Annotated in this window: 12 protein-coding genes and 1 tRNA gene; 2 read left to right on the top strand and 11 right to left on the bottom strand. The window is 67.3% G+C overall.

Annotated elements, in window-relative coordinates; all coding sequences use genetic code 11:
* Nucleotides 1-4: 4 nt before the first annotated feature.
* Nucleotides 5-1,822: a DUF1800 domain-containing protein gene (locus LVB77_RS13380; protein WP_232906595.1), complete on the bottom strand. Its 1,818-nt coding sequence runs from the start codon at nucleotides 1,820-1,822 to the stop codon at nucleotides 5-7.
* A 121-nt stretch (nucleotides 1,823-1,943) separates the two neighbouring features.
* Complete coding sequence (locus LVB77_RS13375; RefSeq protein ID WP_232906594.1) at nucleotides 1,944-2,708, bottom strand: class I SAM-dependent methyltransferase; 765 nt, start codon at nucleotides 2,706-2,708, stop codon at nucleotides 1,944-1,946.
* Nucleotides 2,709-3,334: 626 nt separating this feature from the next.
* Between LVB77_RS13375 and LVB77_RS13370 the strand changes: the two genes are divergently transcribed.
* Entirely contained in the window at nucleotides 3,335-5,044 is a 1,710-nt protein-coding gene (locus LVB77_RS13370; RefSeq protein WP_232906593.1) for a serine hydrolase domain-containing protein, read from the top strand.
* Nucleotides 5,045-5,235: 191 nt separating this feature from the next.
* On the opposite strand, the gene LVB77_RS13365 is transcribed toward LVB77_RS13370, so the two are convergent.
* The gene (locus LVB77_RS13365; protein WP_232906592.1) at nucleotides 5,236-6,117 is read right to left on the bottom strand and encodes a LysR family transcriptional regulator; all 882 of its coding nucleotides are present in this window, start codon (nucleotides 6,115-6,117) and stop codon (nucleotides 5,236-5,238) included.
* A gap of 172 nt (nucleotides 6,118-6,289) precedes the next feature.
* Here LVB77_RS13365 and LVB77_RS13360 point away from each other — a divergent pair, with 172 nt between their 5' ends.
* Nucleotides 6,290-6,658, top strand: coding sequence for a nuclear transport factor 2 family protein (locus LVB77_RS13360; protein WP_232906591.1), 369 nt, complete (start codon nucleotides 6,290-6,292; stop codon nucleotides 6,656-6,658).
* A 142-nt stretch (nucleotides 6,659-6,800) separates the two neighbouring features.
* Here LVB77_RS13360 and LVB77_RS13355 read toward each other — a convergent pair.
* From LVB77_RS13355 to LVB77_RS13320, 8 genes are all read right to left on the bottom strand, one after another.
* Nucleotides 6,801-6,887 (bottom strand) — tRNA-Leu (locus LVB77_RS13355).
* A 60-nt stretch (nucleotides 6,888-6,947) separates the two neighbouring features.
* Nucleotides 6,948-7,400 carry a DUF2214 family protein gene (locus tag LVB77_RS13350; protein WP_232906590.1) on the bottom strand — a complete coding sequence of 151 codons (453 nt, stop codon included), beginning with the start codon at nucleotides 7,398-7,400 and terminating at the stop codon, nucleotides 6,948-6,950.
* 213 nt (nucleotides 7,401-7,613) lie between these two features.
* Nucleotides 7,614-8,225 (bottom strand): cysteine dioxygenase family protein, encoded by a 612-nt coding sequence (locus tag LVB77_RS13345; protein ID WP_232906589.1) that lies wholly within the window; start codon nucleotides 8,223-8,225, stop codon nucleotides 7,614-7,616.
* A gap of 73 nt (nucleotides 8,226-8,298) precedes the next feature.
* On the bottom strand, nucleotides 8,299-9,432 hold the full coding sequence (locus LVB77_RS13340; protein ID WP_232906588.1) for a homoserine O-acetyltransferase: 1,134 nt from the start codon (nucleotides 9,430-9,432) through the stop codon (nucleotides 8,299-8,301).
* A gap of 244 nt (nucleotides 9,433-9,676) precedes the next feature.
* Nucleotides 9,677-10,678 carry a tetratricopeptide repeat protein gene (locus tag LVB77_RS13335; RefSeq protein WP_232906587.1) on the bottom strand — a complete coding sequence of 334 codons (1,002 nt, stop codon included), beginning with the start codon at nucleotides 10,676-10,678 and terminating at the stop codon, nucleotides 9,677-9,679.
* Nucleotides 10,678-11,127 (bottom strand): cytochrome c-type biogenesis protein, encoded by a 450-nt coding sequence (locus LVB77_RS13330; RefSeq protein WP_232910290.1) that lies wholly within the window; start codon nucleotides 11,125-11,127, stop codon nucleotides 10,678-10,680. Before LVB77_RS13330 ends, LVB77_RS13335 begins: the two co-directional genes overlap by 1 nt.
* A 134-nt stretch (nucleotides 11,128-11,261) precedes the next feature.
* On the bottom strand, nucleotides 11,262-11,807 hold the full coding sequence (locus LVB77_RS13325) for a DsbE family thiol:disulfide interchange protein (RefSeq protein WP_232906586.1): 546 nt from the start codon (nucleotides 11,805-11,807) through the stop codon (nucleotides 11,262-11,264).
* Nucleotides 11,804-13,810, bottom strand: coding sequence for a heme lyase CcmF/NrfE family subunit (locus LVB77_RS13320; protein ID WP_232906585.1), 2,007 nt, complete (start codon nucleotides 13,808-13,810; stop codon nucleotides 11,804-11,806). The genes LVB77_RS13325 and LVB77_RS13320 overlap by 4 nt, the downstream gene beginning before the upstream one ends.
* Between the last annotated feature and the right edge of the window lie 101 nt (nucleotides 13,811-13,911).

The raw sequence follows: 13,911 nt of genomic DNA, 5'->3' as shown, positions 1-13,911 counted from the left end.
TTCCTCAGCGGCTCAGGAATTCGGGCGTCATCAGCACCAGCGACACCATGCTGCGCAGGCGTTGCTGGTTGTAGTGGCGCTTGAGGTCGGTACCGGCCCAGGTGTCGGTGTCGGTGATGACATAGGTGGCCGGGTCGCCGTTCTGCGCCATGAACGCGATCAGCGTCTGCCGACGCGAGGCTTCAGGCAGGTAGCCCAGCAGACGCTGGCACCAGTAGTCGACCAGGTTGGGCGCGGTCCACGTGGCCACGTTGCTGCGAGTGAGCTGCAGCACAGGCAGCAGCGGCACGCTGGCCTCGCTGGTTTCGGTCAGCCAGTTGAGCATCTTCCAGGTGGTGGCGTAGGTGCTCGCGCCCGACCAGGCCAGGCCGGTGTCGGGGTAGCCGTTCGGTGCCGGCCACTCGTAAGGCGCGTGACCGGTGAAGCCGTAGCGATAGAGGAAATCCTCCGACTTGGAATGCGCCGGCCGCAGCGTCCAATCGCTGCCGGCCGCGCGCATCGCCGCGACGATGGCCTCGAACGGTCGGCGGTTCTTCTGGCCCCAGGCGCTGCTGAACGCGGCCGAATTGAGGATGTGGCGCAGCACGTGCTCGATCTGGTTCGGGCTCTGCCAGTGCTGACGGAAGATGGCCGCCGCCGATGCGACCAGGGCCGGCGGCGGGGTGTCGTTGACGAAGCGCCGCACCAGCTTGGCGCAGACGAAGCGCGCCACGCCCGGATGGCTGGCCAACCGGTCCAGCACGTCGCGGCCGTCCTTCATCGCCGGCTGCTCGGGATTGAGCAGACGGCCAAGCACGAACTTCGGGCCGGCGTCGTGCCAGGCCTGGCGATAGACGAAGGTGCCGTCGTTTTCGGTCGGGTACTGCCAGTGCGCGTTCTTCAGGCTCCAGCCGGTGAACGCCGACGCGGTCTCGTAAACGTCGATGTCGGTGTAGCCGGACGGATAGGCCGCGTCCTCGGCATCGGCCGGCACCATGAAGGGGTCGGTGAAGCCCAGGTAGCGTCCGGCGCCCAAGGTGTGCAGCTCCAGCAACTCGCGCGCCCAGTTCTCGTTCGGGCCGGAGCGGCTGTTGGAGACGTTGTCCAGATAGAACAGCATGGACGGGCTGCAGGCCACGTCCTCCAGCATCACGCGGAAGTTGCCGAAGGCCGACTTGCGCAGCACGTCGCGGTCGTAATGCACGTACACGGGACCTGCGGAGAAGTCGCTGGCGGTGACGTTGAAGTGGTCGTGCCAGAAGTTGACCATGACCTCGCGCAGCTGCCGCTTGGAGTAGGTCGCGCGCACGAACGCCGCGCGTTGCACTTCCCAGGCCGGGCGCATGCGCACGTCGTAGGCAGGGTCGGGCACCACGTGCTCGGCCCATAACTGCGTCAGCGGTTTGTTGAGCGTGGTGTAGCCGGCGGCGCTCAGCCTTGCCTCGACCGCACTGTCGTCGATCGCGGTCCAGTCCAGTTGCCAGTCGATGTAGTTCTGCAGGCGCTGGGCGTCGTTGCTGCCCAGGCCGTTGAACTCGGCCAGTGCGGTCGGCGTGACGCCGTAGCTCATGTTGTTGAGCGCGCGGATCGCCAGGCTGGGGCGGGCGAGGGTGAGCAGTTGCGCCTGCGAATCGCGCGACTTCGTGGGGCCGCCGGCCATCTGCGGCACGTCGGCGGCCCAAGGCGTTTCCGTCGCTTGGGCCGCCGCTGTCGCGGCTTCCTGCAGTTCCTGCGCACGTGCCGAATTGGCGAAGCGCTGCGGTCGGATCCAGCGCCCCTTGCCGTAGCGGCGGAACAGGTGCGACTGCGCCAACGCCCGTTCGCGCCTGGCTTTGCGATTCATGACGGATTCCCCGGGATGTCCCCTTTGTCCAGAAGTATCCGGGCTAGGTGTGACGGGGGAACGCGAATGTAGTCACAGAAACGGTGCCGCTTCGATGCGCTGGTTTGCGGCGCCTCGGACCTTAGGCGTCCGGCAGGCTCGGATAGCGGAACACCAGGTGCGGATAGGCCTGTTCGGCGGTCAGGTCCAACTCGCGGATCAGCAGTTCCTGCACGGCGTCGAACGCGCCCAGGCAGGAGCCGTGCAGCGGATCGTCCAGCACGATATGGCTGCCCGCACCCAGTCTCGGCAGGCAGGTGCGGATCACGTACTTGATCGGCTCGTAGATGTCGCAGTCGATATGCAGCAGGCCCGGTCCCTGCTGCTCCTGGGCCAGGATGCCGGGCAGGGTTTCGTCGAAGCGTCCCTTGACCAGGGTGATATGCGTACGCAGGTCGTTGTCGGCGATGTACTGCACTAGGCCATCGAACTTGCTGTCGGCAAAATCGCCTGCGCGGTGCAGGTCGCGCACGGGGTCGGTTTCCGGCATGCCTTCGAAGGTGTCGAACGCGAATACGCGCGCCTCCCGTTTCAGCAGCTTCAACGCCGTGGCCATGAACACCGCCGAGCCGCCCATGTAGCTGCCGAACTCGAAGATGTGCGCGCGGGAATCGGGCATCGCGTAGCGCAGGATCAGATACAGGTTGGCCAGTTTGTTGGCCGACAGCAGCGTGCCGCGCGCCGACGCCGCGTGCATCGCTTCCACGAAAATCGGATCGTCCTGCGTCAGCGTGGTCGCCAGCCCGGAGAATTCCAGCCAGCAGCCGCGCGTGTGCCCGGCGCCGATGTCGCGCCCGTTGGAGACCCGCAGCGGATAGGAGGATGCGTGGTAGAGGCTCTTGTCCATCTGGCTGGGCACGACCTGGCGACGGAGACGGCTGCACTATTGACGATTTTTGGCACTATTCATGTGCCTAAACCGATTTGCTGCCGGTTTCTTGACGGAGTCGACGGATTCCACGGGACCGGCGTGGGGTTACGGATAGAGAGACGTGGCGAGCGGTGTGCGACGGCCGTGTAGACCGGCCTGCCCGCGGATGGAGGCGTCGCCGTCGGGTTCCTCCCGAAACGAGCCGTGCAAGCCGGGCCACCCCCGGCCATGAGTCGGTACCCCCAATCCGGATAAAAAAAACTTGTCCGGTTTCTCGGTGCCGCTGCGTTTGTTCTGGTCGAGACGGAATTCTGGCCCGTTTCGGTGAGCGCCCATCGGTGCTGAGAGCAAGTCGGGCCGCCGTCCTTCCCAGCATGTAGCGCGTTTTATTCTGCGCCTTCCCCTAGTGGAATCCCTCCTATCGCCGCGGCGTCTTTCGCGCGCGAGAGGGCCTGCATGCGCACCCAATCCCATTCGTTCAGGAGCATTACCCGATGCGCAGCAACGCCGTGTCCCGTTCTTTGATTCTTGCCGTCTCCGCCCTCGTTCTGGCCGGCGCCGCAAGCGCGCCCGCGTTCGCGCTGCCGTGCCAGACCTGCGAAATGCCGGACCCTAGCGACCCCAAGGTCAATCCGCCCAAGCAGCTGAGCCCGCTGGAGATGAAGATCGATCCGCTGGTTTGGGCGCAGATGCAGGAAGACAAACTGCCGGGCGTCACCGTCGCGGTCACCCGCAATGGCGCGCTGCTGTTCAACAAGGGCTACGGCTACGCGAATACCCAGACCCAGCAACTGATGACGGCCGACACGCGCTCGCGCATCGGCAGCGTCACCAAGGCCGCGATCACCGGCCCTGCCGGCTTCCAGCTGATGCAGGCCAAGGGCATCAACCCGGCCACCAAGACCCTGTACGGCGCCAACGGCGTGTTCGGCAACGACTTCGCCAACGACATCGTGCGCGGCGCCAACCGCTACACGCCGATCATCGAGATGGACATCGGCCAGAACGACCACACCTTCACCTGGTACAACGATCTGACCTACAGCGAAGGCGCCACCAACGACCTCGACAAGTACAACCCGCCGCTGCCGTACACGCTGCCGCCGGGCCGCCAGCCGATCGACATCCTCGGCATGGGCATCGCCGCCAACGGTCAGGTCTACACCTGGTACCACGCCGCGCGCACCACCCTGACGGACGAGCCGGCGATCACCCGTTCGATCGGCACCGCGAGCGACCTGGACGCCTACGACCCGCAGACCACCGACACCGTCAAGCTGCCGGCCGGCAAGACCGCCTACGACATCGTCGGCATCGCCATCGCCAAGTCCAACAACCACGTCTACGTCTGGTACCAGGACGGCACCTACAGCGAAGGCTATTCGATGGACTTCGACTACTACTCCAAGGGCGTCAAGCCCTACAGCTGGCCGGCGCAGGCCAGCGGCTCCAGCTACGACATCCGCGGCATGGGCATCGCCTCGAACGACCACGTCTACACCTGGTTCGGCAACGGCCAGGCCAGCTCGGGCATGAGCCACGATCTGGACAAGTACATCGCGCCCTACGGCTACACGCTGCCGGCCGGACTCGCCGGCCCCAACTGGGTCAATCTGTATTCGACGATCACCCTGCAGAATCTGCTCGACCACCGCGCCGGCTTCACCCGCAGCGGCGACGGCCCCGGCGCCGCCGAAATGTTCGGCACCGCCGAAGCGAACCTGAGCTATACGCAGATCCACCGCCATTTCCTGCGCACGCGTCCGCTGCTGCGCACGCCGGGCGGCAACGTCCAGTACTCCAACCATGGCTTCGGTCTGTGGACGCTGCTGATCGAAAAGATGTCCGGCCAGAGCTACCGCAACTACGTCTACAACAACTATCTGCTGCCCGCCGGCGTCGGCGACGACATCGAACCGCAGGCCGCCAGCCCGGATTCGCGCGACTCGGCCAACCACATCCTGGTCGGCGGCGTGCCGGTGCCGGGCCCCTACGAAGCCTCGACCACCGGCCTGGCTGCCGGCGGCTATCGCGGCACCGCGCGCGCGCTGACCATCCTCACCGCCAAGCTCGACGGCAAGTACAGCGACGCCGACATGGACCGCATGGGCTGGGCTTCCCCCGGCGACGGCAGCCTGGAGCACAACGGCGGCGCGGATGGCGGCATGGCCTACGTGGTGATGTTCCCGGCCGGCTACATCAGCCCGAAGGGCAAGAACCTGGGCGGCGTGCATGTGGCTGTGGTGGCCAACCGCTGGGGCAAGCTGGGCTTGTTCCAGGAGATGGCGCGGGAGATTGCTGAGCAGTTGTGAGGGTAGGGCAGCGCTGAGCCCAAAAAGGCTACAGGCATAAAAGAGCCCGCTTCGGCGGGCTTTTTTGTCTGGTGTCGGAAATGGGACTCGGACCCACACGCCTCTAAGAACGGCGGATTTTGAGTCCGCAGATCATTCCCTTACAGCTCAAGGCGTGCGATCTGATTTCCGCTCCGCAAACGGGATTCCCTTCATGGCAGTCGCAGCGCGCTCACCAACGCAGACAGTGCAGCGGGCTGATGCTGACGACTGGGGTAGTACATGAAGAACCCCGGAATCGGGGGCGTCCAATCCTCCAGGACACGGATTAGCCGTCCCTTCGCGATATCCTCGGCGACCTGCTCCTCATAGGCGAGACCGAGGCCCGCTCCGGCGAGCGCAGCCTGGATCACCAAGTGGGTATCGTCGATGATGAGTGGGCCGTTCACGCCGATCGTGACCGACTTTCGTCCGCGCTCGAACTCCCATCGATAGGGGCCGCTCGGAAGACGCAGTGTGATGCATCGATGATCGCTGAGATCCGTCGGCTTTCGCGGGATGCTTCGCGACGAGAAATAGCCGGGCGACCCCACTACCGCCAAGCGCAACTCCGGCGTGACGCGCACCGCGATCATGTCCTTCTGTATGTACTCGCCGAGCTGAATGCCGGCGTCGAACTCGCCTGCAACGAGGTCTACCGGACCTGTCACGGTGACGACATCGAGAACGATGTCGGGATAGGCCTCGGCGAATGCCGTGAGCCGTGGCAGCAATACCATCACGGCGGCCGAGCGCGACATCACGATTCGGATGCGGCCGGCAGGGCGGCGTTTGACGCTACGCGCCTTGTCGAGGGCGAGCGCTATCTGCTCCAGCGCCGGTGACAGATCATTCAGGAGAGCGGCCCCAGCAGCGGTGGGTGCGACGCTCTTCGTCGTTCGAGCGAGTAGCTGCAGCTCAAGCCGTTGTTCGAGCCCCCGGATCGTGTGGCTCAACGCAGACTGGGACACCCCTAGTTTTGCCGCAGCTCGCGTAAAGCTTCTTTCTCGCGCGACCATCGCAAACGCAGCGAGTTCGTTCAGTTCGTTTCTCATGATTCATGAATTTCGCTCATGACGGCTTCCTTCGCAATAGGGCTAGTCGCATAAACGGCCCGATCTTAGGCTTGCTCGGTGACCTGATGCCAAGGCGAGTAGCCGATGCGCGGGGCACGCATTCGCCGGGCCGCATGAATCGGCTCGGCGCAACCGCTTTCGAGGAGTGACTATGGATTCGGATGTTTCCGCTTTGCGATCGATCGCTCAGGCCTATTTCGACGCCGCTTACGAAATGGATGCCGAGAAGTTTGCCTCTGTGTTTCATCCGTCGAGTTACGTGACGAAGATCGGCGAAGACGGCGACGTGAGCGTGACGCCGATTGCGACATGGCTGGCGGCCGTACGCGGCATGAGAGCGCCGAAACAACTTGGTTTCGAGCGCGACGACCAGATCCTGTCGGTGGACGTCGAGAAGGACCTCGCGCTACTGAAGGTGAAACTGCAGGTCCAGCCGCGCGTCTTCACGGACATGCTGTCGTGCCTGAAGGTTCATGGGGCGTGGAAGATCGTCCAGAAAGTGATGACTTCGAGCACCTAACGATTGCCCACGCGAGCAGAAGTATCTGAGGGTTCTGGCCGGGTCCGGCGAGTACCCGAGTCGCGGAGCAGAACTTTCGGGCAGCCGGGCAAAAACAGCAAAGGGCGCTCTAGGCGCCCTTTGTGTCGAAAACCGCTTGCAGTGGTGCCGGAAGTGGGACTCGAACCCACACGCTTTTAAGGGCGGCGGATTTTGAGTCCGCTGCGTCTACCGATTCCGCCATTCCGGCGCGGTCGCAGAGTATAGCCGAGCGCGGGCTGAGTCGTACCCATCCGTTGCGTCCGGGCGCTCAAAAGCCGCCGTAGCGGGCCATGGCGGCGGCCAGGACCAGGATGACGGCGATCAGGATCAGCTCGAAGCGGACCACGCCGCGCTGGCGGGCGACGTCGGTGGGGTCGGGCAGGAAGGCGGGGTTGGCGCTGAGCGCTTTGCGCCAGCGCAGGAAGCGCAGGGTCGGCAGCAGGGACAGCAGGCCGACCAGGACGTAGGCGCCGAGCTTGGCGTGGAACCAGGGGTTGTGCAGGTAGAAGTCGCTGCCTTTGACGCCGTAGAACACGCGCAGCAGGCCGGCGACCAGCAGCAGTCCGGCGGCGGCGCCGTAGCCGGCGTCGAGGCGGGCGATGCGATTCAGGGTGGTGGCGTCCAGGGTGCCGCGCAGCAGGGTCGATTCGGCGACCAGCATGGCGATCAGGGCGAACACCAGCAGGTGGTGCAGGGCGGCTAGCAACAGGTCGGTCAGCATGGGGACTAGGCTGTTGTGGCGGGAGCTTGGATTGTAGGCGGCGCGCGGTGTGGCGGGCGCGAATGCGCGCAGGTAAACGCCGACATGCGATTAGTCGCGGAAGCAGGGCGCTGGGGTAGGAGCGACGTAAGTCGCGATCGCGTGGCCGCAGTGGGGGTGCCGGTCGCGACTTACGTCGCTCCTACCCCAAAGCCGGGGTGTTCGCGAAGCGGCTCAGGCCGCTTCGTCGGTCTTCAATGTCTTGTCGACGCGCTGGAACCATTCGCCTTCGCGCGGCACGAACATCGAGCAGGCTTCCATCGGCGCCTTGTAGATGTGCAGCGAGACGGCGACGTTGTCGCCGCTGGCGTTGCGGATGGTGTGGTACTCGTGCGGCGGGATCAGGCTGCCGGCGCTGCCGGGGCCGGCGTGCATGCCGCCGGCGGCGCGGAAGCGGAAGTGGTCGCCGTTGCGTTCCAGCAGTTCGTACTGGGTGATTTCCAGCTCGCCGTCCCACACGCCTTCCACGCACCACAGGCCGCAGTGGTCGTGCACCGGGGTGCCCTGGCCCGGGCCCCAGGTCATGGCGACCACGCTGTAGCCCAGGCTCGGGCTGCGGTAGATCTCGCGCCGCGCGTAGTGGTCGTCGATGGCGTCGAACACGCAGTCGGGCAGGTGCACGTCGCGGTCGCGGATCATGCGGCACAGCGCGTTGCGCAGGGCCGCGGTCACGGCATGTTCGTCGCCGGCGTTGACGGCGTCGTCGATGGCCGCGACCAGCTTGTCGTGGCCGGGAAAGTCGAGATCCGGAAGGGCCTCGGCCTGATGACAATGGGTTATGTCCATATAACCATTCTAGCCGGTCGCGGCGGTGGCGGCACGCTGCGGCGCCGGGCCGCGCGCGGCCCTGGAACGGGTATCACAGACGGCCGAGAAAGCCCGACACCGCCGGCCCGAAGCGGGCGATGTCGACCAGGAAGGCGTCGTGGCCCTGCGGCGACTCCAGCGGCAGGAATTCGGCATCGGCGCCACCGGCGCGCAGGCCCTCGGCGATCTCTTCCTGCTGCTGCAGCGGGAACAGGATGTCGGTGCGCACGCCGATCGCCAGCGCCTTGTCGACGCGGATGCGGGCCAGGCCGGCGCGGGTGTCGGCGGGGCCGGCGCCGTCGTCGCCGCGCGCGTAGTCGCCCAGGTCGAACCAGTCCATCGAGCGGCTGAGGTAGAGGTAGCAGTTGGGGTCGAAGCGGCGCACGAAGCGGCGGGCGTGGCCTTCGAGGTAGCTCTCGACTTCGAACTCCAGGCCGAAGGGCTCGTCGTCGGCGCGGTCGGAATCCAGGCGCACGCGGCCGAAGCGGCCGTCCCATTCCAGCGCCGAGCGGTAGGTGATCACGCCCAGCTTGCGCGCCATGCGCATGCCGGCCTCGGGGTAGCTGCGCTCGTCGTAGCGGCCCTGGTACCAGTGCGGGTCCAGGCGGATCGCCTCGCGCTGCAGCGAGCGGATCGCGATCGAGAACGGCAGCGCGCGCGCGGCGCCGGAGATGTTGATGTGGCTGCGGGCGATGCCGGGGTGGCGGATCAGCAGCGCCAGCGCGGTCATGCCGCCCATGGAGTTGCCGATCACGCAGGCCAGGCGTTCGATGCCCAGGCCGCGCACCACCAGGGCCGCGGCGTCGGCGCCGTCCTCCACCGACAGTTCGGGGAAGTCGAGGCGGTAGGGCTCGCGCGTGGCGGGGTTGATCGAGGCCGGGCCGGTCGAGCCCTTGCAGCTGCCCAGCGAGTTCACGCAGATCACGAACCAGCGGTCGCTGTCGATCGGCTTGCCCGGGCCCAGCATGGCTTCCCACCAGCCCGGTTCCGGGTTGCCGGGGTTGGCCGCGGCATGCGCGTCGGGCGACAGGCCGGTGACGATCAGCACGGCGTTGTCGCGCGCGGCGTTGAGTTCGCCCCAGGTTTCGTAAGCGACGCGGGCGCCGTCGAGGCGGCCGCCGCGCTTCATGGCGAAGCCGTCGGGCAGGGCGAAGTAGCGGGTGCCGGGCGGGATGAATTCGGTCATGCCGGGTGCTGCCTTCCTGGTTGCGGGCGCGGCGCGCTGCTAGCGGCGACCGGCGCGTGGGGGACCATTTTGCCTGGGCGGGGCGATGGCGGGTAAGCGCGGGTGGTTATGGGGGGATGGCGAAGGGTGCGCGGGAGGGGCGTGGGCCGCTCGGGATGGAGCGTGGGAACTGGGTCAGTTCGCTTGCGTCGGACCCTCACCCCAACCCCTCTCCCGCAAGCGGGAGAGGGGCTCGGTATCGGAGTTACTCGACGACTTGGTCGATGACGATGTCCAGCGTGTTCTTGCTGTCGGTGCGCACGGTCTGCGGCTTTGACGCGAGGTCGCCGCTTTGGGCGATGGCCTGGCCGGAGGCGGATACGCGCGCCAGCACCGCCACCTGCGGCAGCTGCGACAGCTTCAGCGTCGGCATCGGGCTGTCGCCGTCGTCGAGTACGACTTCGATCGGGAAGTCCTTGGCCGCGAGCTTTTCGACCGCCACCGGCATCGGCGGGCCGTCGGGCTGGCGCGCGAGCACGAACAGGCTGGCGTCGGCGGGCAGTTTGGCGGCCAGCGCGGGCGCCAGCGCGACGCGGATCTTGAGCCCGCCGGCGGGAGCGGCCGCGGGCGCGGCCGGCAGCGGTGCCAGGCCGGCGTCCTTGCGCGCGGCGTCGATCTGTTCGCGCAGACTGGCGGCGGTGCGCGGGTCGACCACGGCCAACAGCGGTTCCCAGGTGCGCGCGGCTTCGGCCGGCTGGTCGGATTGGCGCAGCGAGATGCCCAGGAACCAGCGCGCGCGCTGGTGCGTCGGTTCGATCTCCAGCGCGCGCCGCAGCGTGGCGATGGCGTCGGCGTCGAACTTGCGGCCTTCGCTGGCGAGCGCGCTGAGCTCGGCGCTTTCGGTCAGCAGGTCGGGTTCGTCGGGCGCCAGCTTGAGCGCGCGCGCCAGCGCGGTGCGCGCCTGTTCGTAGCGGCCGGCGTCGGCATGGGCGCGCGCGAGCAGGCGCCAGCCGTCGATTCGGTTGGGTTCGCGCTCCAACTGAGCTTCGAGCTGGGCGATCGCGTCGGCGGCGGTGGCCGGCGGCGTGCGGCGCGCGGGATTGAGCGCGTCGGGCGTGCCGATCAAGACGTAGGTCAGGCCGGTGGCGGCGACCAGGCCGGCGAACACGCCGACGGCGGCCGCGGGCTTGGCCTGCCACAGGGGGCGCAGCACGTAGGCGAGCACCAGCAGGACCAGCGCGGCGCTGGCCAGTACGAACGCGGTCATCACCATTCCTCGTTGTCGTCGTTGCCGTCCGCGGGCGCGCGTTGCGCGGAAGCGGCGCGCGCGCGGCTGCGCACGATGCCGGCCACGGCGAAGCCGCCGGCCAGCAACACCAGCGCCGGGCCGAACCACAGCAGCCAGGTCTTGGATTCCATCTGCGGGCGGTACAGCACGAACTCGCCGTAGCGCGCGACCAGGAACTGCTTGATCTGGCGATCGTCCTGGCCCTGACGCATCAGCGTCAGCACTTCGCGGCGCAGGTCGTGGGCGATCTGGGCGTTGGAATCGGCCAGCGATTGGTTCTGGCACATCACGCAGCGCAGTTCGGCGACCAGGGCGTGGAAGCGGGTTTCCTCGGCGCGGTCGCGGAATTGCAGGGGGGCGGGGTCGTTGGCGGGTTGGGCTGCCAGCGGTGCTGCGAATGCGAGCGTCAGCAGCGTGGTGGTGAGCAGATTCTTAAGAGCAAGAGCAAATCCCCCCTGGCCCCCCTTTTTCAAAGGAGGGGACTCGATGTGCGGCAGCGAAGTCGCCGAAGTTTCGATGCGGTTCCCTCCTTTGAAAAAGAGGGGTAGGGGGGATTCGCCGTTCATCGCGTCTTCTCGACTTCCGCCAGCACCGGCAGCAATTCGTCGCGGATGGTGGCCTCGCTCATCGGGCCGACGTGCTTCCAGCGCACCACGCCCTTGGCGTCGACCAGGAAGGTTTCCGGCGCGCCGTAGATGCCCCAGTCGATCGCGACCTTGCCGTCGTAATCGGCCAGCACCATCCAATAGGGATTGCCGTACTGCTCCAGCCAGCGCATCGCGTCGGCGTGTTCGTCCTTCCAGTTGAAGCCGATCACGCGCACGCGCTTGGTCTCGGCGAAGCGGGTCAGCACCGGGTGCTCGTCGCGGCAGGCCGGGCACCAGCTGCCCCAGACGTTGAGCAGGTAGGGCGAGCCGCGCAGTTGTTCCGAACTCATCAGGCGGCCGGCTTCGTGCAGCACCGGCAGCGAGAATTCCGGCGCAGGCTTGCCGATCAGCGGCGAGGGCAGGGCCTCGCGATTGGGGTTGCGGCTCAGCCACACGCCGGCGGCCAGCAACACGGCCAGCGCGGCGAAGATGGCCAGCGGCAGCCAGCGGCTCTTGTTCATGCGCGTTCGCCTCCCAGGACGGCAGCGTCGTCGCGTTGGACGAGGACAGGGTGGGGCGATGCCGGCGCGTGCGGCGCGGGTTCGTTAGCGGCGACCAGCTTGGGGCGGAAGCGTCGGTCGGCCGCGGCGACGAAGCCGCCCAGCATCATCAGCAGCGCGCCGGCCCATATCCAGCGCACGAACGGCTTGATGTGCACGCGCATGGCCCAGGCGCCGTCGCCCAGTGGCTCGCCCAGCGCGACGTACAGATCGCGGCTGAGGCCGGGGTCGATCGCCGCCTCGGTCATGACTTGGCCGCCGCTGGCGTAGGCGCGCTTTTCCGGATGCATCACGCCGAGCAGGCGATCGTTCTCGAACACGGTCACGGTGCCGCGGTCGGCTTCGAAGTTGGGGCCTTGACGGTGGGCGACGCCGTCGAAGCGGAACGCGTAGCGGCCCAGTTCGACGGTCTTGCCCGGCGCCATCGCCAGTTCGCGCTGCTGGCTCAGGCCTTCGGTGAGCAGCGCGCCGATCAGGAACACCGCCACGCCGGCGTGGGCCAGGGTCATGCCCAGCATCTCGGCGGTGTAGTGGCTGCCGTCGCCGCGCAGGCGCGTCCACACGAAGCGCAAGGTGCCGGCCGCGACCCAGACCGCGCCGCCGATGCCGGCCGCGACCTTCCACGCGCCCTGCGGCGCCATGAAGTAGGCGCCGATCGCCGCGCCCAGGGCCAGGCCGGCCCAGGGCAGCAGCATCGCCGCGGGCCGCGAGAACTGCTCGCGCTGCCAGCGGAACAGCGGGCCGAACGGCAGCAACAGCACCAGCGGCGCCATCAGCAGCACGAACATCAGTGCGAAGTACGGCGGCCCCACCGACAGCTTGCCCAGCTCCAGCGCGTCGGCCAGCAGCGGGTACAAGGTGCCCAGCAGGACCATCGCGCAAGCGGTGGTCAGCAGCAGGTTGTTGGCCAGCAGCAGGGTTTCGCGCGAGCTGGCCTGGAAGGGCTTGCCCGGATCGTCGGACGGCGCGCGCAACGCGTACAGCAGCAGCGAGCCGCCGATCACGATGCCCAGGAAGATCAGCACGAACACACCGCGCGAGGGATCGGCGGCGAAGGAGTGCACGCTGGTCAGCACCCCGGAACGGACCAGGAAGGAGCCCAGCAGCGACAGCGAGAACGTGGCGATCGCCAGCAGCAGGGTCCAGCCGCGGAAGCTGCCGCGCTTCTCGGTCACCGCCTGCGAATGCAGCAGCGCCGCACCGGCCAGCCACGGCATGAAGCTGGCGTTCTCGACCGGGTCCCAGAACCACCAGCCGCCCCAGCCCAACTCGTAATACGCCCACCACGAGCCCAGCGCGATGCCCAGGGTCAGGAACGCCCAGGCGATGTTGGTCCACGGCCGCGTCCAGCGCAGCCAGCGCGCGTCGACTTTGCCGTCCAGCAGCGCCGCGATCGCGAACGCGAACGGCACGGCGAAACCGACGTAGCCGATGTAGAGCATCGGCGGATGGATGATCAGGCCCGGGTCTTGCAGCAGCGGATTGAGATCGCGCCCTTCGACCACGGCCGGCAGCAGGCGCGTGAACGGATTGCTGGTGAAGATCAGGAACGAGAGGAAGCCGGCGCTGACGATGCCCATCACGCCCAGCACGCGCGCGATCACTTGCGCGGGCAGCGCGCGCGAGAACCGCGCCACCGCGCCGGTCCACAGCGCCAGCACCAGTACCCACATCAGCAACGAGCCCTCGTGCGCGCCCCACACGGCCGAGTAGCGATAGCCCATGGGAAGGAGGGAGTTGCTGTTCTCGGCGACGTAACGCAGCGAGAAATCCTGCACCACGAAGGCGTGGGTGAGGATGACGAATGCGAACGCGATCAACGCCAGTTGCGCATACGCGGCGGGGCGAGCGAGCGCCATCCACGAGGCGATGCCGCGTTGCGCGCCTACCAGCGGCAGCAGCGCCTGCAGGGCGGAGATCAACAGCGCCAGGATCAGGGCGATCTGGCCGAGCTCAGGCAGCATGGAGGCGGACTCGCTTGAGGGAGTGGGGTTGTGCGCTAAATCTCCCCGCGCCTCTCTTTTTCAAAAGAGGGAGGCAAGCATGCAGGAGCTTCGAAGAGGGG

The organism is Lysobacter sp. 5GHs7-4 (assembly GCF_021284765.1).
Classification (GTDB): Bacteria; Pseudomonadota; Gammaproteobacteria; order Xanthomonadales; family Xanthomonadaceae; genus Lysobacter.
Note: the sequence above shows the minus strand (reverse complement) of the source record. Positions and strands in the feature narration are given on the sequence as shown.

Coding starts and splice junctions, on each gene's coding strand:
- LVB77_RS13375 (WP_232906594.1), bottom strand. CDS start 2,708: ATGGACAAGAGCCTCTACCACGCATCCTCCTATCCGCTGCGGGTCTCC.
- LVB77_RS13320 (WP_232906585.1), bottom strand. CDS start 13,810: ATGCTGCCTGAGCTCGGCCAGATCGCCCTGATCCTGGCGCTGTTGATC.
- LVB77_RS13360 (WP_232906591.1), top strand. CDS start 6,290: ATGGATTCGGATGTTTCCGCTTTGCGATCGATCGCTCAGGCCTATTTC.
- LVB77_RS13370 (WP_232906593.1), top strand. CDS start 3,335: ATGCCGGACCCTAGCGACCCCAAGGTCAATCCGCCCAAGCAGCTGAGC.
- LVB77_RS13380 (WP_232906595.1), bottom strand. CDS start 1,822: ATGAATCGCAAAGCCAGGCGCGAACGGGCGTTGGCGCAGTCGCACCTG.
- LVB77_RS13365 (WP_232906592.1), bottom strand. CDS start 6,117: ATGAGAAACGAACTGAACGAACTCGCTGCGTTTGCGATGGTCGCGCGA.
- LVB77_RS13345 (WP_232906589.1), bottom strand. CDS start 8,225: ATGGACATAACCCATTGTCATCAGGCCGAGGCCCTTCCGGATCTCGAC.
- LVB77_RS13340 (WP_232906588.1), bottom strand. CDS start 9,432: ATGACCGAATTCATCCCGCCCGGCACCCGCTACTTCGCCCTGCCCGAC.
- LVB77_RS13350 (WP_232906590.1), bottom strand. CDS start 7,400: ATGCTGACCGACCTGTTGCTAGCCGCCCTGCACCACCTGCTGGTGTTC.
- LVB77_RS13325 (WP_232906586.1), bottom strand. CDS start 11,807: ATGAACAAGAGCCGCTGGCTGCCGCTGGCCATCTTCGCCGCGCTGGCC.
- LVB77_RS13335 (WP_232906587.1), bottom strand. CDS start 10,678: ATGACCGCGTTCGTACTGGCCAGCGCCGCGCTGGTCCTGCTGGTGCTC.